This is a genomic window from Kitasatospora sp. HUAS MG31 (assembly GCF_040571325.1).
Lineage (GTDB): Bacteria > Actinomycetota > Actinomycetes > Streptomycetales > Streptomycetaceae > Kitasatospora > Kitasatospora camelliae.
Map to the genome: position 1 here is coordinate 356,050 of NZ_CP159872.1, position 18,846 is coordinate 374,895.

Sequence of the window (18,846 nt, forward strand, 5' to 3'; positions counted from 1 at the left end):
CCGCCCGTTCCCCGAGGAAATGCCCATGTTCAAGGTCAACGAGTACTTCGACGGCACGGTCAAGTCGATCGCCTTCAAGCAGGAGAACGGGCCGGCGACCATCGGCGTCATGGCCCCCGGCGAGTACACGTTCGACACCGCCGGCGCGGAGACCATGCACGTGATCAGCGGCGCCCTGACCGTCAAGCTGCCCGGCGCCGACAGCTGGGAGACCTTCGCCGCCGGCACCCGCTTCGACGTCCCGGGCGACAGCACCTTCCACCTCAAGGTCGACGTCGACACCGCCTACCTCTGCGAATACCGCTGACCCCGACCCCGCCACCCCGCTGCCGGAGGGCTGCGGGGTGGTGGCGAGGACACGAGGCCCCTCAGCTCCCCCGGCGAGCGCCGGCAACCGACGCGCCGCCGAACGGCAGGACGGACCGTCGCGCGTCAGCCGAACCCCGACGTCACCTGATCAACTCCATTACCCCCGGCGTCTCGCCGGCCCTACGCCCAAGACCGTGGTTGCTACGAGTAGCGCCAGGACAACACCTGCGCGGTGCCGCAGGAATCCGGTGACCCGCGCGTCCATCCGCTCCCAACAGGGGCTCCACTCCACGCGCTCGCCCCGCACCCCCGACCGGGGGCCCGTCCGCGCCTCGATAACGAGGTGCCAAATATGATCATCTACTGATAGGTATGCGCAGTGATCGTGCGTACCACCCGGCCGCTGCGCCGGGCGCTTCCCGCTGCCCTCCTGACCGCCCTGCTCGCCGCCTGTACCGGCACACCGAACGCGGCCACCCCGCCGACGCCGCCGAGCGGCCAAGCCGCCTCGCCCAGCCCCACCGCGAAGCCCACCGGAGCCGAGGACCCCGCGCTGCAGGGCTTCTACACCCAGCAGATCGCCTGGTCACCCTGCGCGGACGACCCGAAGACCGAGAAGCTCGACGAGTCCTCGTTCCAGTGCGGCCGCCTGCGGGTCCCCCTCGACTACGCGAACCCCGCCGGGGAGGGCATCGAGGTCGCCCTCGCCCGCCGGCCCGCCGCCAAGACCGACCAGCGGCTCGGTTCGCTTCTCCTCAACCCCGGCGGCCCCGGCGGCTCCGGCATCCAGATGGTCGAGCACAGCGCCGACCACTTCAAGGCCCTGAACGACCGTTACGACCTGGTCGGCTTCGACCCGCGCGGCGTCGGTGCCAGCACCGCCGTGCACTGCCTGGACGACACCGCCCACGACACCTGGGCCACCGCCGACGACCGCCCCGACGACCACGGCAAGGCGTACGCGGACGCCTGCGCGGCCAGGTCCGGCAACCTGCTCGCCCACGTCGGCACCCGCGACGCCGCCCGCGACCTCGACGTGCTCCGCGGCGCCCTCGGTGACCCGAAGCTCAACTACCTGGGCTTCTCCTACGGCACCTACCTCGGCTCCAGCTACGCCGAACAGTTCCCCGACCGCACGGGCCGGCTCGTCCTGGACGGCGCCGTCGACCCCACCGCTGACCAACTCGACCTGCTGATCCAGCAGTTCGCGGGCTTCGAGAAGTCGCTGCGGGCCTTCGCCGCCGACTGCGCCCAGCAGGACCACTGCAGCCTCGGGAGCGACCCCGACAAGGCGCCGGCCAAGCTCGCCTCCTTCCTCGACGGCCTGCGCGCCGACCCGCTCGCCGCCGGCCACGGCCGCAAGCTCACCGGGACGGCCGGCTGGATCGGCACGCTGAGCATGCTCTACGGCGACAAGAAGTCCTGGGAGTACCTGCGCAACGCGCTCGGCTGGGCCATGCAGCGCGGCAAGGGCGACTACCTCCTCGACATGGCGGACGGCTACAACGGCCGCGACGCGGACGGCCACTACAGCAACACCTTCGACGCCTACACCGCCATCCACTGCGCCGACCCGGGCGCGGAGACCCCCAGCGCCGAACGCCTCCAGGCCGCTCTGGCGAAGGTCCGCGAGCAGGCCCCGCTGGTCGCCGCGCACTTCACCGAGAAGGACCTCTTCGACCCGGACTGCCGCTCCTGGCCGCACCACTCGACCGAGCAGCCGCACGTCGTCAAGGCCGCGGGCAGCGCGCCGATCGTGGTCGTCGGCTCCACCGGCGACCCGGCCACCCCGTACGCCTGGTCGGAGAAGCTGGCCGCCGGGTTCGCCAACGCCATCCTGCTGACCCGCGAGGGCGACGGCCACACCGGCTACGGCAAGAGCACCTGCATCAGCAACGCCGTCAACGCCTTCCTGACCGAGGGCACCCTGCCGGCCGCCGGCACCCGCTGCCCCAGCGACTGAACCCGGGCCGACACGCGGAAGGGCCCCTTCGGGTACGTCCGAAGGGGCCCTTCGCCGCTGCCACCTCACCCGGTTCGACCGTAGGGCGCCCCGAGGCGTCCGTAGAGCTAGTGGCGAGGCTACGGCGCGGCTACTCCTCGCCGGGCTCCGGCCAGCAGTAGCGCCCGCCTTCGTCCTGGTCGCACTCCAGGTGCCACTTCTGACGTGCCAGCGGCCCGCTGGGCCTCGACGCCGCCCGGACCGCCTCCGCGGCGGTGACCCGCCGCGCCGCGACGACCTGGCTCGACGCCCGGACGTAGACCTTCGTCGGACCGTTCGCATCTCCCTCCGGGTCGGCGGAGGCCAGGATCGCGTCCTGCGGGATCTCCAGGTAGCGGGAGAGGGACAGGTCCAGGAACAGGGTGAGGGTGTCGGGGGCGGAGTGTCCCGGATAGCCCCGCAGCTCGACGACGTCGCCTCCGTCCCCGGCGGCCCGCAGCATCCGCGCGATGAGGGGATGCGGCGCGATCGGCGCGTTCTTCTGACTCATGTCCCCTGCACACCCTTCGGGTTCGGACACGGACCCGACCTTCCTTGTCGGGGTTCACACCTACCACGGCCGGCCCCGGGCCCCTCCCCCGACCGGCCTTCCGATCGCCCGATCGGGCCTCCCCTCGGGCATCCTGTCCACGCACAGCGTCCGGCTGTCGTATGCCGCCCACGTTCGGGGCCCCGTCCTTGCGCCGGGCAGGTGACGGTGGGACGCCACTCCGCCGCCGTGGCGCTGTGGCGGCCCTCCCGCGTCTAGCGTCGTAGCGGACCCGTTCGCCCGCTAACGGAAAGGTCACGGACTGCGATGGTGGAGTTCCGAGAGCGTCGGCGGGCGACCGCCTGGATGCGGCCCGTCCTCGAATCCGCGGAGGCGCCGTTCGGCGCTCCGGTGGAACGGGACGAGGCGGACCCCGATGACGGGTGCGGCGCCGGCGGCGCGACCCTGACGGCCGGCCGACTGTACCGGCGGGTCAGCGGGATCGACCCTCAGGCGCGCCCCATGACGGAGGAGGAGCTGGCCGCGCTCGGCGACCCGATGGCCACGGTGTTCTTCCACCGGGCAAGCTATCCGCCGACCGTCGGGGACCTGCTGCGCGACCTGCCGCAGTCCCCCACGGGCCCGGCGCAGGCGGTGTACCTGATCGGCGAGGCGGGGCAGATCCCGCCGAAGGCGTCGCCCGCGCTGTTCCGCGACTTCCGGTTCGCCATCGCCCGTTCCGTCCAGGGCTCCGAGGTGGACCTGCTGATCAGCACCGGCGCGGGCGTGGATCCGCAGGCCACCTTCCTCCAGGTCGCCGCCTGGGACCCGGTCGCGAAGGTCTTCAACTACTACATGCGCATCGCCCCGACCTGGGTCTGGGCCGGGAACTCGTGGTCGGCGCTGGAGGACGACTCGCGCGGCAGGGGCTGCTTCGACAGTCACATCAACGGCAGCGTCGTGATGAAGGAGCTCAGGCTCCCTTGGAGCAACTGGCAGTCGCAGTCCGCGACGATCCGGCTCGACGAGGACGACCCGGTGCGCGCCGACCCGCTCTTCAAGGAGGTGATCGGCGCGGAGCGGCTGGAGTTGACGGTCCGCGCCCTGGTCAGCCGGTGGACCGAGGCCCGCCTGGCGGAGGTCACCAGGACGGGCACGGTCGCCCGTCCGGACCACCTGCTGCGCCAGCTCTTCACGACCACCGCGATCAACCTGGCGACCACCGGCGTCCAGAGCGCCACCGTCACGGCGACCGGCGGCGACCTCCCGCTGCCTCCAGGGTTCTGGCTGAACACCGATGCGCTGCTGGACGATCTGGAGCTGCCGGTGACCGCGGCCCTGCCCCGGGCGCCCGCGGCGTGGTACGTCGCCAGCCTGGCCGACTTCGACTTCCGCCTGGAGGAGAGGGCCAGCGGCTTCTCCCAGGCCGGCGACACCTTCTTCGCCTTCACGACGCCGGAGGCCGCCAACGAGGACGACGACGTGATCCGCCAGATGGTCCAGCGCGGCCTCGTCCCGGCGAAGTTCGCGGCCTGCGCGTTGATGGTCGACTTCACCAACCCGGTGTTCAGCCCGGACCGTGCCCGCCTCATGGCGTACGTGCCGGCCACCCCGACCGCGGTCGGCGACCTCGCCGCGACCACCGCCCAGGCGATCGTCGCGGCCGCCGCCCAGCTGCCCGCCACCAGCCCCGAGGCCCGCTTCGCGGCGGACTGGGCCCTGGCCGACGGCGACTGGCCGCAGGTCTTCGCCGGTCGCATCGACGCCTACCTGGCGGCCGCGGCCGTGCGCATCCGCACCCAGGCGGGATTCAACGACTACGTCCGGCTGGCCGAGTCCCGTCGCCGGGACTTCAAGGAGATGAAGCTCAACGAGTTCGAGCTCACCCTCCCGGTCACCAACATCCCCGCCGACGCACCCCGGCTGGCCATGCGTGAGGACGCCACCGTCGCCGACCGCTCCTGAAGACCGCTCTGTCGAAGACCGCTCTGTCATCGGGCGGGCCATCCGCCCCGGGCCGGATCACCGACCGGTGATCGCAGAAGGGAAGACCACCATGAGCAAGCTCACCGCCTACGCCCCTCCCGGGAACCTCCAGGACCTCGACGCCACCGGCAGGAAGGCCTGGGACACCTTCATCAGCGACAACGTCGACCAGGCCGCGGCCGGCCCCGACCCCAGCCAGGTCCTCAACGACAGTCCGCGCAGCCAGTTCTACAACCTCACCCAGACGGACACCGCCGAGGACGCGGTCGAGGCCACCGTCACCTGGACGGCCTTCCCCCGGATCATCAAGATCAACTCGGTCGGGGACACCCAGCGGTGGCAGCGCGCCGACGCCAGCCGCGACGTGCAGGACGAGTACTGCGAGTGGAGCGTCACGCGCAACCCCGAGGGCAAGATCACCCAGGTCACCTTCACCTGCGAGGGGCCCGAGTACTGGAGCCTGCTGGGACAGGCCGACCCGGACGCCGTGCTGCGCCTCTACCGCGAGTTCGTCAGCCCCGAGGTCCAGCCCGGCGACCTGTTCGGACTCGACGGCACCTACCAGCCCCGCAACCGGTGGAACGACTCCACCGCCCACGGCGCGATGCACCTCGTCCAGCGCAACAACACCCTCGGCGCGGAGATCGAACTCGCCGCCGCGGCCACCATCGTCCGGAACATCGGCGGCCGCGAGCTCACCACCGAGCAGGAACTCATCCAGTGCAGCAAGTACGGTGCGCCGGAGCGCAACAGCGACCCGCACATCGGCGGCGCGGTGAACGAGATCGCCCGCCGCAAGGCCGACATCTCGCTCGCCGACCCGGTCGGCCTCTACTTCAACGACCTCGCCACGGACGGCTGGGCCACCCCGGACGGCTCCGACCCCAAGCGCTACTGGCGGTACCTGCGCGGCGACGCCACCCACCCCGTCCGCGCCGTCTACGAGATCCCCGCGGACAAGGGCTTCACCGTCGGCGACGTCACGATCAACGGCAAGCCCATCCGGTTCGGCGCCCAGATCGCCGACTTCATCACCATCAAGCTCACCGCCGTCGCCTGCCGCCTCGGCCAGAGCACCACCCCGCCCAAGACCGCCTGCGTCGAGTTCCCCCAGCCCACCGCCGCGGCCGCCACCGAGTCCGCCCTGGTGGACACCATCCGCGCCCGCACCGGCTACCTCGCCGCCCCCACCACGACCCGCTCCCGCCGCTGACCCACCCACCCGGCGGGTGCCCGCTCCTACGCGGTCGCGCCAGGTCGAGTCCGGTTCACGCCTGGGCTACGGACCCCACAGGGCCCCTCGTCGTCACGGTGCCGAGTGACATCACCACCGCGTCGACGAGGGGCCCTGTCGACTGGCTGCTGCTCACCGACAGCGCGGTCGCGGGTTTCCGGATTCGGGATCTCCCGCTATCAGTCGCTATCACCGGGGGACGTCGGTACCGTCCTCTGATCGACAAGGCAGCGGGCACCACCGTGGTTTCGGGCCGATAGCACGACGACAATCCGGCCCCGGTCAGGCCGGCCGCCGGCCGGTGGTGACGGCCAGGGTGGTGAAGCCCGGGGTTCGGGTGGTGTGGGCGAGGGGGAGGGCGCGCCAGCCCGGCAGCAGGGCCGTGAGCTGGTCGGCGGCGCGTGGGTGCCAGGCGAGGGCGGCCTCGGTGTGTGCGGTGGCCACCGCCGCCGCGGTGGCGCCCTCGGCCGGGAGGCGGTGGGTGAGCAGCAGCACGCTCCCGTCCGGGAGGTCGTCGCGCAGGGCCGCGAGCAGTGGGCGGGCCTGGGCGTCCGTCAGTTCGTGGAGCACGTCGGACAGGAGGACGGCCACCGGGCGTCGCCACTGGAGGCCGGCCTCGTGCCGCAGGGCGGCCAGCAGGGCGACGGGATCGGTGAGGTCGGCCTCCAGGTGGCGGGCGGTGGCGGGCGCGGGCGGGTGCAGCAGCGCCCGGGTGTGGGCCAGCACCATCGGGTCGCGGTCCGCGTAGACGACGTGTGCTCCGGGGTGGCGCGGCCCTACGGCGGTGTGCAGCGGGGCGAGGGCGGAGTCCGCGGCTCCGGTGGTCAGGCCGCACCCCAGGTCCACGAACTGGTCGATGCCCCTGGTCGCCGCCGCGAGGCCCAGGACGGCCGCCCTGGCGGCCGCGGCGTCCCGGGCCCAGGACGGATCGAGCTCGCACAGCCGCTGCGCGGCGTCCCGGTCCCGGGGCCAGTGGTCCTTGCCGCCGAGCAGCGCGCTGGAGACCCGGGCCGAGACGGCGGCTTCCGGCGGCTGGCCGTCCAGCTCAGGGGCGGGGCCGGACGGCAGCCGGCCCCACCGCGCCGCCGGGCGCCGCACGAGCGAAGGGCGGGGCATCCCGGGCCCCGTCACGCGGCGGACTCCCGGCCGCCGCGGCGGGCGAAGGTGTGGCGGCAGGTCACGAGTCCTCCCGCCCGGCGGCGCCGCCGGTGGGCACGGTGAGGTGGACCCGGGGCAGGCGGATCTCGTCCGAGGGCAGGCGCGTGACGATGGCCCAGTCGCCCGCCGTGCAGGAGCGCACCGCCCACGAGAAGTCGACGCGGTCCTCCGACGGGACGGGCTCCCCGTCGACGTAGACGAAGCTGGTCAGCCGCAGTCCCCGGGGCAGGGTGCGGGCGGCCAGGGTCCGCGGGCCCGGGTGGCCGAGGCTGTGGACGGCGACCCAGGCCCCGTCCGGGTAGGTGGTGGTGGACACCGTCGTGCCCCCGGACAGCACCTCGGTGACGGTCTGTCCGGTGCCGGTGCGGCCGGTGAGGACGGCGAGCACCGGGCCGGCCGGGGTGGTCGCCGGGTTCGGGTCGGCAAGGTGGGGCATCGGACCTCCGGAGGGCTCGGGCGGGAACGGAAACAGGGACGGGGGCGGGAACGGGGACGGGGGCGGGACGTGATGGGGGTGCCAGACGGCCAGCGGTGCTCGGGCGCCCTCGGGCCGTCCGGTCGCGGAGCCGTCCCGGGCCGTGGGCGGCCGGGGCAGCGGGCGTTCGGGCAGGTCGGCGAGGAGCCGGCGGAGCAGGGCTTCGGCCGCGCTCACGCCGCCTCCCCACGGGTCAGCAGCAGCTGGTGGACGTCCAGGTAGCCGGTGCGGAACCCGGCTTCGGAGTACGCGAGGTAGAGCTCCCACATGCGGCGGAACACCTCGTCGAAGCCGAGGCGGGCGACCTGCCCGGCCTGGGCGGTGAAGCGCTCGCGCCACAGCCGCAGGGTCTCGGCGTAGTGCCGCCCGTACGCGTCGGCGGCGGTCACCCGCAGGCGGGTGCGCCGGGCGGCGGTCTCCGTGATCGCCTGCAGGGAGGGGATCTGTCCGCCGGGGAAGACGTACTTGAGGATCCACGTGTACGTGTGGCGGCTGGCGAGCATCCGCTCGTGCGGCATGGTGATGGCCTGCAGGGCGACCCGTCCGCCGGGGGCCAGCACCCGGTCGAGGGTGGCGAAGTACTCGGGCCAGAACGGCAGCCCCACGGCTTCGATCATCTCGACGCTGACCACGGCGTCGTACGCGCCCTCGACGGCGCGGTAGTCGCACAGCCGGACCTCGACGCGGTCGCCGTACCCGGCCCGGGCGATCCGGTGGCGGGCGAGGGTGAGCTGTTCCTCGGAGAGGGTGAGGCTGACCACGCGGGCGCCGCGGGCGGCGGCGCGGACGGCGAGTTCGCCCCATCCGGTGCCGATCTCCAGCACCCGGGTGCCCGGGCCGACCCCCGCGAGGTCGAGCAGCCGGTCGATCTTGCGGTGCTGCGCGGTGGCCAGCCCCTCCCAGGTCGCGGCCGGCCCGCGGTCGGGGTCGGGGCTGGTGGGGAAGAGCGCCGAGGAGTAGGTCATCGTCGGGTCGAGGAAGAGCGCGAACAGGTCGTTCGACAGGTCGTAGTGCCGGTGGATGTTGCGCCGGGCGTTGGCGGTGGTGGGCAGTTCCGCCTCCGGCGGGCGCTGGACGCAGAGCCGGCGCAGCCATCGCGTGCCCCTGGGGACGAGGGCCTCGGGGGAGGTGGCCAGCGCGGTGAGCAGGGCGACCAGGTCGGGGCTGTCCCAGTCGCCTGCCTGGTACGCCTCGCCGAAGCCGATCAGGCCGCTCTCGCCGACGCGGTGCAGGAACGCCTCCGGGTGGCGCAGCCGCAGGACGGGTGCGCCGGGCCGGGCCGCGTGCAGGGTTCGCCCGCCGGGGAGTTCGACGCGCAGGCCGCGTTGCACGGCGGCCCGGTGCAGGATCCGCTCGGCGACCGCGGCGCGCAGCGGGACGTGCGGGAGCCGGGCGACGTCCGGCCACCGGACGGGGTCGACGACGGGTATCGGCAGGGCGGTGGTGGTCATGCGGTCGGCACCTCTTTCGTGGGCGGGGGACTCCGGAAGCCGGGGCGGGGACGGCCGGGCGGGTGGTCAGTGCGCGCTGACCGGGAGCAGGGACCGGGCCGCCTCGATGCCGGAGCGGCAGCCGTCCTCGTGGAACCCCCAGCCGTGGTAGGCGCCGGCGAACGCGGTGCGGCCGGTGGCGAGTTCGGGGAGCCGGCGCTGGGCGGCGACGGTGCGCGCGGTGTAGACCGGGTGCTCGTAGACGGTGCGGGAGACGACCAGGTCCTCGGGTACCGGGCGCTGCCGGTCCTCGTTGAGGGTGACCAGGTAGTCGTCGGCGGCCTGGAGCCGCAGCAGCCGGTTGAGGTGGTAGCTGACCCGGACGCGGTCGGCGGGGGTCTCGCAGTCGGCCATCCGGTAGTTCCAGGACCCGCGGGCCCCTCGCGCGGCGGGCAGCAGGGAGGAGTCCCGGTGCAGCACGGTGGGGTTGCGCGAGTAGGTGAACGCGCCGAGCACCTCGCGTTCGGCCGTGGTCGGTTCGGCGAGCAGCCGCAGTGCCTGGTCGGCGTGGGTGGCGATCACGACGGCGTCCGCCGGGCTGCGTCGGCCGTCCTCGGTGACCACGGTGACGCCGTCGGCGTGGCGGTGCACCGCCCGCACGGGGGCCGAGAGGTGCACGGCGGGGAGCCGTTCGGCGATCCGCTCGACGTAGGTGCGGGAGCCGCCGACGACGGTGCGCCAGGTCGGTGATCCGGTCACCGAGAGCAGGCCGTGGTTCTCGAGGAAGGCGAACAGGTAGCGCGCCGGGTAGTCGCCCGCGAGGTCGGGGGCGCAGGACCAGACGGCGGAGACCACCGGGGTCATGAAGTGGCTCACGAAGTACGGCGGGAACAGCTCGGCGGCGAGGAACTCGCGCAGGCTGGGGTCGCCCGCTGCGGGGTCGGCGAGGAGCCGGCGGGCGCGCCGGTGGAAGCGCGGTACCGCGGCGAGCATCCGCAGGTACCGGCCGCGGAGCAGGCCGCCGGGCCGGGCGAGCAGGCCGGCCGGTCCGCGCGCGCCGGCGTACTCCAGGCCGCAGCCGTCGCAGCGCACGGACATGCTCATGTCGCTGTCCTGCGTGCGGACTCCGAGTTCCGCGAAGAGCCGGGTGAGGTGGGGATAGGTCCGCTCGTTGTGGACCAGGAAGCCGGTGTCGAGGGCGAGGACGCGCCCGTCCGGCTCGGTGGCCCGCTGGGTGTGGGCGTGGCCGCCGAGCCGCCCGTCGGCCTCGAACAGCTCGACCCGCACCCCGGCCCGGAACAGCTCGTACGCGGCCGTGAGGCCGGCCACGCCGGAGCCCACCACGGCCACGCGGCGCACCGGCGGTCCGCCGCGGTCGTGCGGGAGAGCTCCGGTGGTGGAGACGGTACCGAATGTCGTCACGTGTGCCCCTCCGTCACTCGGGCCGCCGAACGGCCCGATCCCTGCCCTGCACACCGGACTTCGGAGCCGCCCGGGACGCGGATTGGTCCGATCCGGAAAACGTGTTCACCGCGCTCCGCGGGCCCGCGGAGCGCAGCGGACGGGGAGGTCGGACCGGGTCGCACCAATCCGGCTCCCGGGCGGCGCCGAACATGTGACGGAAGCTGAGCAGGTGCCCGCCGGGGTACCCTTCCGGCCTGATGGGAGGTGGCGATGTCGGCCATAGGACGGTGGAGCGGCTTCCGGGTCGGCTGCCCGGAGGTGAGCGGATGAGGACGATCGTCAGTCTGTCCACCCCGCAACAGCGCGAGCCGGACCTCAGGGAACTGGTCGCCAGGGCGGCCCTCGGCGACCAGGAGGCGTTCTCCCGTCTGTACGACGCGGTGGCCGGCCCGGTGCTGGGCCTGGTCCGGCGGGTGCTGCGCGACCCTTCGCAGTCCGAGGAGGTCATGCAGGAGGTGATGTTCGAGCTGTGGCGCACCGCCGCCCGGTACGCGCCGGAGCGTGGTGAGGTGCTGCCGTGGGTGCTGACGATGGCCCACCGGCGGGCCGTGGACCGGGTGCGCTCCGCGCAGGCGGCCGCCGACCGGGACCACCGGGTGGCCGCGCAGTCGCGTACCCCGGCGTTCGACGAGGTGGCCGAGCAGGTCGAGAACCAGCTGGAGCGGGAGCAGGTCCGCCGCTGTCTGGGCTCGCTCACCGAGCTCCAGCGCGAGTCGGTCACCCTGGCCTATTACCGTGGGTACACCTATCCCGAGGTCGCCGACCTGCTGGGTTCCCCTCTCGGCACCATCAAGACCCGGATGCGGGACGGCCTGATCCGGCTCCGCGACTGCCTGGGGGTTGGATCATGAACGCCTCGCCCGATCTCCACGCGCTGACCGGCGCCTACGCCACGCACGCGCTGCCCGAACCGGAGCGTGCCGCGTTCGAACGCCACCTCGCGGAGTGCCCGGCCTGTACGCAGGAGGTCGCCGAGTTCCACGCGACCCTCGCCCGGCTGGGCTCCGCGCAGGCGCTGGTGCCGCCGCCCGGGCTCAAGGCCCAGGTGATGGCGGGCATCGGCGAGATCCGGCAGCTCCCGCCGGTGACCGATCCGGTGGGCCCGGCGCCCCGCCCGGCCCGGCTGGGGCGGAGATGGCCGAGGCTGGCGCTGGCGGCCTGCCTGGCCCTGGCCTGCGGGCTCGGCGCGGTCGCCGTCCAGCAGCACAACGAGGCGGCGCGGGCCGGGGCCGAGGCGAGCCGACTCCGGGACCAGCAGGCCTCCTTCAACCGTCTGCTGACCTCGCCGGACGCCCGTACCTCGACCGCGGCCTCCGGTGCGGCCGTCGGCACGGTGGTGTGGTCGCCGAGCCGCAGCCAGGCGGCTTTCCTCGCCACCGGACTGCCCGCGCTGCCCCAGGGCCGCACCTACGAGCTGTGGTTCAACGACTCCGGCACGATGCGTCCGGCCGGGCTGCTGCCGGCCGGCGACGGGCAACTGCTGCTCACCGGACGGATCGACGGCGCCGTCGGGGTCGGGGTGACGGTCGAACCGTCCGGCGGCTCGGCGCACCCGACCGGCCAGCCCCTGATGCTGCTGCCGCTCGCCTGACCGCGCCACCGGCCCGGCCCCGGACGCCGGTCTGCGGATCGCCGTCGCCCGGTGTCGACCCGGCGTCGACCCGGCGGTGGACTCTCCCCCGGTGGGAGAGTCCACCATGAGGGAGTTCACGACGAACTCCTCACCATCGGCCGCTTCGCCCGCCTGTGCCGGCTCAGCGTCAACCAGCTGCGCCACTACGACGAGCTGGGGCTGCTGGCCCCGGCCCACGTGGACGCCCGGTCCGGCTACCGCTGCTACGCCGGATCGTCCCCGCCAGCACCACCTGCGCCGACGCCTTCCTCCCACCCTCCGATCGCCAACCTCGGCCATCGCGGCGTCGAGAAGGCCGGCCGGCTGGTCCCCAGCTGGCTCCAGCGCACCGACGCCCCCCGGCGGGACCTGCCGCAGGCCGCCCTCCTGATGGAGCGGTCCGGCACCGGCGGCGCCCTGTTCCGCAACCTCTACCGCGACTTCCTCGCCCAGTGCGCCGGCCTGCTCGACAGCGGCCACCTGCGTACCGGCCACCGGCTGTACGCCGAGGCGGCCGTCCTGTGGACGGAGGTGGCGGCCCTGATCGAGCAGGCCGGCGGCACCGGCGAGCCGCAGCCCCTCGTGCGGGCCGGCACCGTGCTCGGCCGCCTCGCGCGCATCGAGCGCGAGGCCATGCTGGCGCTGCGCCGTCTGGGGACGTGACGTCCCGGTGCGGCGCCCGGCGGGCGCCGCACCGGTCCCGGGTCCGGTCAGAAGCCGGTGTCGTAGGTGTAGAAGCGGGTGTGGTCGAGCATGGCGGCCGGGGTGGTGTCGTTCCACGGCTTCATCGTGTCGTTGAGGGCGACGACGTTGCGGGTGGCGGTGGTCGGCAGGTAGCCCTTGTCGCTGTGCCGGCGCTGCCACTCGGCCCAGAGCTTGTCGATGAAACAGTGGTGCAGCCAGAACACCGGGTCGTTCGGCGACATGCCGGTGCTCATCAGGCCGCCGACCCAGACGTGCACCCGGTTGTGCAGGTTGACGCCGCGCCAGCCCTCCAGCTGGTTGCGGAAGCCGTCGGAGGAGCTGTTCCAGGGGGCCGCGTCGTAGGTGGTGAGGGCGAGGACGGACTCGACCTCGGCGCGGGTGGGCAGCTGGGCGACGGCGGTGCCGAGGGAGCGGCGCAGGAAGTCGCGGCTGTCGGGGCTCACGGTGAGCTTCCACTTGCCGCCGGAGGCCGCGAACGGGCCGGTGGTGACCTGGCCGTCGCGGGCCCGGCCGGTGCCGCCGAGCATGTCCGCGGCCCATATGGTCGAGTCGGGGGTGCGGTCCGCGGTCCAGTCCCAGTACGGGAGGGTGACCTCGGGGTTGATGCGCTGCAGGTCCTGCTCGAACTGGAGCAGGAACTTGCGGTGCCACGGCAGGAAGGACGGCGAGCGGTGGCCGGTGCGCTCGCCGTTGTCGCTGTCGCCGGTGATGAACTGGTTGTGGGTGCTGACGTAGGCGTCGTAGCGGCCGAGGCGCTTGAGTTCGAGCAGCGCGGCGGTGAAGTCGCGCTTCTGCTGGGCGGTCAGGGTCGCCTGGTTCCTGCGGACTGCCATGGTCGTCCTCCTGGTGGTGTCGGGTGGGTGGTGGGGTGCCGTGGGGCCGGTGCGGCCGTCAGGCGATCGGGACGAGGGCGGCGCCCTGGAGGTCGAGGACGGCGGCGCGCGCGAGCGAACGCGGCGTCTGGTGGGTCTGGTAGTGGTTGATGACGCTGATCCAGGTCCCGTCGGCGTTGCGCATCATGTGCAGTTCGCGGCCGTCGATCAGCACCTGGTAGCCGGTGCCGGGACCGCCGTGGTGGTGGCCTGCGGCGACGGGCCGGCCCTGGATGCGGCGGCCCTGGTAGGTCTCGTCGAAGGTGTCGTTCGGCGCGGGGTCGGCGGCGACGGCCGGGCTGCCGGCGGGGCCGGTGAGGCCGATGACGGCGGTGCCGAGGGCGGCGGTCAGGGCGACACCGGCGCCCTGGAGCATCCGACGGCGGGTCAGCTCGGTCGAGTGGGCGCGGCTGGTTCCGGGCATGGCTGAGTACCCCCTGCTGAGGTGAAGGATTCTGAGGTCGGGAAAGGCGGGCTCGACACATGCCGCTGGCATAGTCCGGAGCTCCGCGTCCTCATGCTCGCAAGCGGTGTCCGCAATCCGGAACAGCCGATCGGCGGGGGTCGATCGGCTGACGGGTGTTTCGGACATCCCCCGCGAGATGTTGCATCTTGCACTAAATGAGAATGTTCACCGATCGATCAGCACAAGGCGGGGCACACCGAAGAATCTTCGGCAGCACGCCACTCTTGCCGAAGGTTTTCAAGGAAACGTGAACATCGACCGTCGATCTGATCACCGAAGGATGGCGCGATCACGAAACGTCCCCGTGGGCCACACATCCCCCCGCAGGTCCCTCACACGCCTCGGCATCGCGATCCCGACCGGGCCGGAGCCGTGTTCACCGGCCGGCCGGACACCTGTGGAAGGGTTGACGGGTGACCACGAACCACGAGCCACCATCCAGGCTTCACGACGGCCCGCCCGAACCCTGGGCGGACACCGCCTCGGTCCACGGCGACCTCGCCGCGGCGAAGGCCCTCGTCTACGACCCCTGCGGCTTCACCTGCACGCAGCCGGTTCCCGAGGCCGAAAGTGCCGACTACGCCGCCCACGCCTTCTCCGTGGACGGGCTCCGCGTCCGGTTCCGCGCGGCCAGGACGACCCCGACCAAGGTCGGCCAGTTCGTCACCGTCTGGAAGAGGCGCCCGGGAGGGCCCATCCAGCCCTTCGACGCCGCCGACCCCGTGGACCTCTTCGTCATCGCCACCCGCGACCACGACCACCTCGGTCAGTTCGTCCTTCCCACGGACGTCCTCCGCCGACACGGTGTGGTGTCCGCCGAAGGCGTCGGCGGAAAACGGGCCTTCCGCGTCTACCCGCCCTGGGCGGTCACCACCAACCGCCAGGCCGGCCGAGCGCAGGAGTGGCAGCTGGACTTCTTCCTCGAACTGCACCGGGACCGGCCCGTCGACGCCGTCCGCGCCCGCAGGCTCTACCACCCGGGGGAGGACACCCCACGGTGACGGCCGGTCCGGGCTCCCGCACTCGCCCGGCAGCTCACGGTGTTCGGGCCCACACCCCCGGCTTCCGCTGCGAACCCACCGCCTCCACGGTCCTCCACTCCGGCCGCGGCACTCAGGGCACGATCACCGTCATCGCGGTCCGGACGACCCGGAAGCCGAGCCGCTCGTAGATCCGGCAGGCCGGATTGTCCGCCGTCACCGCGAGGCCCGCCGTGGTGAGGTCACGCTCGGCGGCGTCGGCCAGGACCACCTTCAGCAACTCGGTCCCGAGGCCGGGATAGCTCCGTGCGGGATAGCGGAACACGTCGGCGATCCAGGGCGTGCCGTCGCGGTCGGTCAGGACGACTCCGGCGACGACCCGGTCGGCGCCGTCCACCGCCAGCCGGCTCGACGGCAGCACCGGCCCGGCCGCCTCCCCGCTGAGCAGGGGAGCCAGCCGCCGCTCCATGGCCTCCCCGTCGCTCCATGGCCTCCCCGTCGCTTCCGGGGAATCGGTCGGGATGCCCGGGGCCGAACGCGGCCCGCCACGCCGGGAACAGCTCCGGCGCGGCGCGGTCGCAGGCGACGGACCGGAACCCGTCCAGCAGCGGGGTCCGCGCCCAGTGGGCGGGAGGCGGATCGGCGACCAGGTCGCGCCGCATGGTGTGGGCGCGCCGCAGCACGGTCGCGCCCCGCTCCAGCAGCCGCTCACCCAGCCGGACCGGCCCGGAGACCACCCACCCGGAGAACTCGGCCGACACGAAGTCCACGGGATCGCCCCCCCGCACCGGCCTCCAGCACCTCCAGCAGGTCGGCCCACGGCCGGCCCTCCCGTTCACCCCGGACGTACCGCACGACCGGAGCACCACCGGCACTCCACCCGATCTTCCAGAGCGGTTCCGCCGACTCGACCACGCCACCCATGCGACTCTCCCCAACTCCGGCCCCGCCGTACTCGGCGGACCACCCGCCCCGCTCGGCCGGAAGGCCGGAGGGCCGACCCGCCGGACTGGGTGCGCGCCGTGCCGCCCGGCGGCCGGGCGTCGGACGCGCGCCGGTCTCGTGCCTCGGATCGCCTCTTACCGAAGCATGACGGGGCCCCGGCCACGCCCCCGGTCGCGTGCTCGGGTCGGTAGCGTCGCCGGGTATGAGGATTCCGGTCACCGGCGGTGCCGGGTTCATCGGTTCGGCGATCGTCCGGGCCCTGGTCACGGCGGGGCACGAGGTCCGCGTCGTGGACGCGCTGCTGCCCGCGGTCCACCCGTCCGGGACGGTGCCCGCCCTCCCGGGCGGAGTGGAGTTCCGGCACGGCGACGTACGGGACACCGGCACGGTGGAGCGGGCACTGACCGGGGTCGACGCGGTCTGCCACCAGGCGGCGATGGTCGGCCTGGGTCTCGATCTGGCCGACGCGCCCGACTACGTGGGCTGCAACGACCTCGGCACCGCGGTCCTGCTCGCCGCGATGGCCCGTACCGGCGTTCGGAGTCTGGCGCTCGCCGGGTCGATGGTGGTCTACGGCGAAGGCCGGTACACGTGCACCGAACACGGGCCGGTGGCCCCCGGACCTCGCCGTCCGGACGATCTCGACGCCGGCCGGTTCGAGCCGCCGTGCCCGGTGTGCGGCACCGCCCTTCGGCCCGGTCTGGTCGGGGAGGACGCGCCCGCGGATCCGCGGAACGTGTACGCGGCCACGAAGTTGGCCCAGGAGCACCTGGCCGCGGCCTGGGCACGCGCGTGCGGCGGCCGGGTCCTGACGCTGCGCTATCACAACGTGTACGGGCCCGGAATGCCCCGCGACACCCCGTACGCCGGGGTGGCTTCCCTGTTCCGCTCGGCCCTGGCCCGAGGGGAGGCGCCGCGGGTGTTCGAGGACGGCGGCCAGCGCCGGGACTTCGTGCACGTCGACGACGTCGCCGCGGCCAACCTCGCCGCCTTGGAAGCCGTCGGCAGCCGGCCGCCGGGGAGCGCCCGGGTGTACAACGTGGGCAGTGGGGAGGTGCACACGGTCGGCGAGATGGCCGCGGCGCTGGCCGCCGCGTACGGCGGTCCTTCGCCCGTGGTGACGGGTGAGTACCGGCTCGGCGACGTCCGGCACGTCACCGCCGACTCCTCGCGGCTGCGCGCCGAGCTCGGCTGGCGTCCCCGGGTGCCGTTCGCCGACGGTCTGGCGGAGTTCGCCGCCGCGCCGCTGCGCGGGTGAGATCAGCCGGCGACGGCGGGCAGCGCGATCTCGAAACAGCAGCCTCCGGAGACGTTGCGGACCCGGGCGCGGCCCTCGTGGGCCTCGACGATGCCGCGGACGATGGCCAGTCCGAGTCCGGCTCCGCTGTCGCCGCCCTCGCCCCGGTCGGGTCGTCGTCGACTACACCGGTCCGCCCGCCAGGTAGAGCACCTGCCCGGCGGCCGGGACCGCCAGCCACTCCCACCGGCCGTCGAGCGCCACGAGGGCCACCACCAGCAGCCCGTACCACCGGCGCGGCGAGCAGCAGCGCCGTCCCGGTCACCAGCAGCGCACCGCTCCACGGGCGGCGCGGGTCACCCCTGAGCAGCACCCGCAGCATCACCGCCGCCAGCACCAGGACGGCCGCCCACGGCGCCCAGCCGTCCGGCAGCACCGCCCGAAGAAGCCCGAACCGGTCGAGGTGGCCCTGCTCGTAGCCCTCCTCCCGCAGATAGCCGGGCAGGTACCCGAGGACCGCCGTGCCGGAGACGGCGACATGAGGCACGTACACCAGCGCGAACGTCCCGGCGGCGCAGCCGAGGAGCACGAGGTCGCTCCTGGCCGGCCGTCGGGAGAGCAGCCCGGACAGGGCGCCGGGCAGTGCGAGGGCCGGCAGCAGCTTGGTCGCGACCGCCGCGCCCAGCAGGACGCCCCCGGCGGCGGCCCGCCGACGGGCCGCGCAGCCCAGCCCCGCCGTCATCAGCAGCGCCCCGAGGGTGTCGGCGTGCGCGTCGTTGACCGCCCATACGGTGACGCCCGGGCACCACCCCCACAGCGCCGCGCGCCGGCTCCCCCGGCCGACCGCCAGCAGCACTCCGGCGGTGGCGACCGCCAGCAGTGCGCCACCCGCCTGCACGCCGCGCACCCCGCCCCCGAACGGATGCAGCGCGAGGAACCACGCCTGCGCGACCGGCGGGTAGATCGTGTGCACGGCGGGCCGGTTGATGCGGGTGCAGTCGCCGGATGCCGTCCGCCGTTCGTCCCACCCGGTGCATCCCCCCGAGGCCGGGAACAGGCCCGGGTCCCGCAGTTCAGCGAGTGCCGGATCATCCGGGGCGTACGCGTACGGGGAGATGGCGGCGGCCTGCACGCGGCCGTCCCACACGTACCGGTAGGCGTCATCACTCGTACGTGGCGGCGCCAGCAGTCCCGCAGCGGCGACGCACACGCTCCCGACGAGCACCAGCGGCACCACCTGACGGCGCGGCACCCGCCGCAGCAGCACCAGCGCGAGCAGGAACAGCCCCGCGTCGAGCGCGTACCAGCCGTACAACGGGCCGCGGTCGGCGAGCGTGCCGCCGCCGGTCACGGTCAGCGCCAGTGCCGCCACCAGGGCGGCGAGCGCGAGCACACAGGGCAGGAGGGAACGGGGGATCACCCGCCCACCCTGTCACCGCCGCCCCCGAGCCGAGGGCAGCGGCGAGGCCGCCGTTCGGATCCCGTAAGCACGTCGCACCGCC

General features: G+C 73.8%; 16 protein-coding genes and 3 pseudogenes. 10 read left to right on the forward strand and 9 right to left on the reverse strand.

Translation table 11 applies throughout. The features are described 5' to 3' along the window. Nucleotides 1–25 precede the first annotated feature (25 nt). Together ABWK59_RS01685 and ABWK59_RS01690 are read left to right on the forward strand one after the other, a co-directional pair. Complete coding sequence (locus tag ABWK59_RS01685; RefSeq protein ID WP_354637436.1) at nucleotides 26–307, forward strand: pyrimidine/purine nucleoside phosphorylase; 282 nt, start codon at nucleotides 26–28, stop codon at nucleotides 305–307. Nucleotides 308–688: 381 nt separating this feature from the next. Continuing rightward, nucleotides 689–2,272, forward strand: a complete 1,584-nt coding sequence (locus ABWK59_RS01690; protein WP_354637437.1) for an alpha/beta hydrolase — start codon at nucleotides 689–691, stop codon at nucleotides 2,270–2,272. A gap of 130 nt (nucleotides 2,273–2,402) precedes the next feature. Here ABWK59_RS01690 and ABWK59_RS01695 read toward each other — a convergent pair whose 3' ends face one another. Then, nucleotides 2,403–2,801, reverse strand: a complete 399-nt coding sequence (locus tag ABWK59_RS01695; RefSeq protein WP_354637438.1) for a hypothetical protein — start codon at nucleotides 2,799–2,801, stop codon at nucleotides 2,403–2,405. 501 nt (nucleotides 2,802–3,302) lie between these two features. On the opposite strand from ABWK59_RS01695, the gene ABWK59_RS01700 reads away from it, so the two are divergent. Continuing rightward, nucleotides 3,303–4,745 (forward strand): hypothetical protein, encoded by a 1,443-nt coding sequence (locus ABWK59_RS01700; RefSeq protein WP_354637439.1) that lies wholly within the window; start codon nucleotides 3,303–3,305, stop codon nucleotides 4,743–4,745. A gap of 91 nt (nucleotides 4,746–4,836) precedes the next feature. Next, complete coding sequence (locus ABWK59_RS01705; RefSeq protein WP_354637440.1) at nucleotides 4,837–5,979, forward strand: hypothetical protein; 1,143 nt, start codon at nucleotides 4,837–4,839, stop codon at nucleotides 5,977–5,979. 303 nt (nucleotides 5,980–6,282) lie between these two features. On the opposite strand, the gene ABWK59_RS01710 is transcribed toward ABWK59_RS01705, so the two are convergent. From ABWK59_RS01710 to ABWK59_RS01725, 4 genes are all read right to left on the reverse strand, one after another. Beyond that, nucleotides 6,283–7,116, reverse strand: a complete 834-nt coding sequence (locus ABWK59_RS01710) for an SAM-dependent methyltransferase (RefSeq protein WP_354637441.1) — start codon at nucleotides 7,114–7,116, stop codon at nucleotides 6,283–6,285. A 61-nt stretch (nucleotides 7,117–7,177) separates the two neighbouring features. Next, the gene (locus tag ABWK59_RS01715) at nucleotides 7,178–7,810 is read right to left on the reverse strand and encodes a hypothetical protein (protein ID WP_354637442.1); all 633 of its coding nucleotides are present in this window, start codon (nucleotides 7,808–7,810) and stop codon (nucleotides 7,178–7,180) included. Further along, nucleotides 7,807–9,084, reverse strand: coding sequence for a cyclopropane-fatty-acyl-phospholipid synthase family protein (locus tag ABWK59_RS01720; protein ID WP_354637444.1), 1,278 nt, complete (start codon nucleotides 9,082–9,084; stop codon nucleotides 7,807–7,809). The genes ABWK59_RS01715 and ABWK59_RS01720 overlap by 4 nt, the downstream gene beginning before the upstream one ends. Nucleotides 9,085–9,150: 66 nt before the next feature. Beyond that, nucleotides 9,151–10,422, reverse strand: coding sequence for an NAD(P)/FAD-dependent oxidoreductase (locus ABWK59_RS01725; protein WP_354644798.1), 1,272 nt, complete (start codon nucleotides 10,420–10,422; stop codon nucleotides 9,151–9,153). 371 nt (nucleotides 10,423–10,793) lie between these two features. Here ABWK59_RS01725 and ABWK59_RS01730 point away from each other — a divergent pair, with 371 nt between their 5' ends. The 4 genes and pseudogenes from ABWK59_RS01730 to ABWK59_RS01745 form a co-directional block, all read left to right on the forward strand. Then, nucleotides 10,794–11,378 (forward strand): sigma-70 family RNA polymerase sigma factor, encoded by a 585-nt coding sequence (locus tag ABWK59_RS01730; protein ID WP_354637445.1) that lies wholly within the window; start codon nucleotides 10,794–10,796, stop codon nucleotides 11,376–11,378. Next, entirely contained in the window at nucleotides 11,375–12,118 is a 744-nt protein-coding gene (locus tag ABWK59_RS01735) for an anti-sigma factor (protein WP_354637446.1), read from the forward strand. The genes ABWK59_RS01730 and ABWK59_RS01735 overlap by 4 nt, the downstream gene beginning before the upstream one ends. A gap of 51 nt (nucleotides 12,119–12,169) precedes the next feature. After that, nucleotides 12,170–12,313, forward strand: a pseudogene (locus tag ABWK59_RS01740) (hypothetical protein); the annotation flags it as partial. 56 nt (nucleotides 12,314–12,369) lie between these two features. Next, nucleotides 12,370–12,802, forward strand: a pseudogene (locus ABWK59_RS01745) (DUF4872 domain-containing protein); the annotation flags it as partial. A 47-nt stretch (nucleotides 12,803–12,849) separates the two neighbouring features. Here ABWK59_RS01745 and melC2 read toward each other — a convergent pair. Both melC2 and melC1 read right to left on the reverse strand, forming a co-directional pair. Beyond that, nucleotides 12,850–13,677, reverse strand: coding sequence for a tyrosinase MelC2 (melC2, locus tag ABWK59_RS01750; protein WP_354637448.1), 828 nt, complete (start codon nucleotides 13,675–13,677; stop codon nucleotides 12,850–12,852). A 58-nt stretch (nucleotides 13,678–13,735) separates the two neighbouring features. Next, nucleotides 13,736–14,140, reverse strand: coding sequence for an apotyrosinase chaperone MelC1 (melC1, locus tag ABWK59_RS01755; protein ID WP_354637450.1), 405 nt, complete (start codon nucleotides 14,138–14,140; stop codon nucleotides 13,736–13,738). 455 nt (nucleotides 14,141–14,595) lie between these two features. Here melC1 and ABWK59_RS01760 point away from each other — a divergent pair, with 455 nt between their 5' ends. Next, nucleotides 14,596–15,183, forward strand: a complete 588-nt coding sequence (locus tag ABWK59_RS01760; RefSeq protein ID WP_354637451.1) for a MepB family protein — start codon at nucleotides 14,596–14,598, stop codon at nucleotides 15,181–15,183. A 112-nt stretch (nucleotides 15,184–15,295) separates the two neighbouring features. Here ABWK59_RS01760 and ABWK59_RS01765 read toward each other — a convergent pair whose 3' ends face one another. Then, complete coding sequence (locus ABWK59_RS01765; protein ID WP_354637452.1) at nucleotides 15,296–15,631, reverse strand: GNAT family N-acetyltransferase; 336 nt, start codon at nucleotides 15,629–15,631, stop codon at nucleotides 15,296–15,298. Nucleotides 15,632–16,309: 678 nt separating this feature from the next. On the opposite strand from ABWK59_RS01765, the gene ABWK59_RS01770 reads away from it, so the two are divergent. Beyond that, nucleotides 16,310–17,365, forward strand: coding sequence for an NAD-dependent epimerase/dehydratase family protein (locus ABWK59_RS01770; RefSeq protein WP_354637453.1), 1,056 nt, complete (start codon nucleotides 16,310–16,312; stop codon nucleotides 17,363–17,365). 2 nt (nucleotides 17,366–17,367) lie between these two features. Here the strand turns inward: ABWK59_RS01770 and ABWK59_RS01775 are convergent. Next, a pseudogene (locus ABWK59_RS01775) lies at nucleotides 17,368–17,493 on the reverse strand (ATP-binding protein); the annotation flags it as partial. Nucleotides 17,494–18,846 lie beyond the last annotated feature (1,353 nt).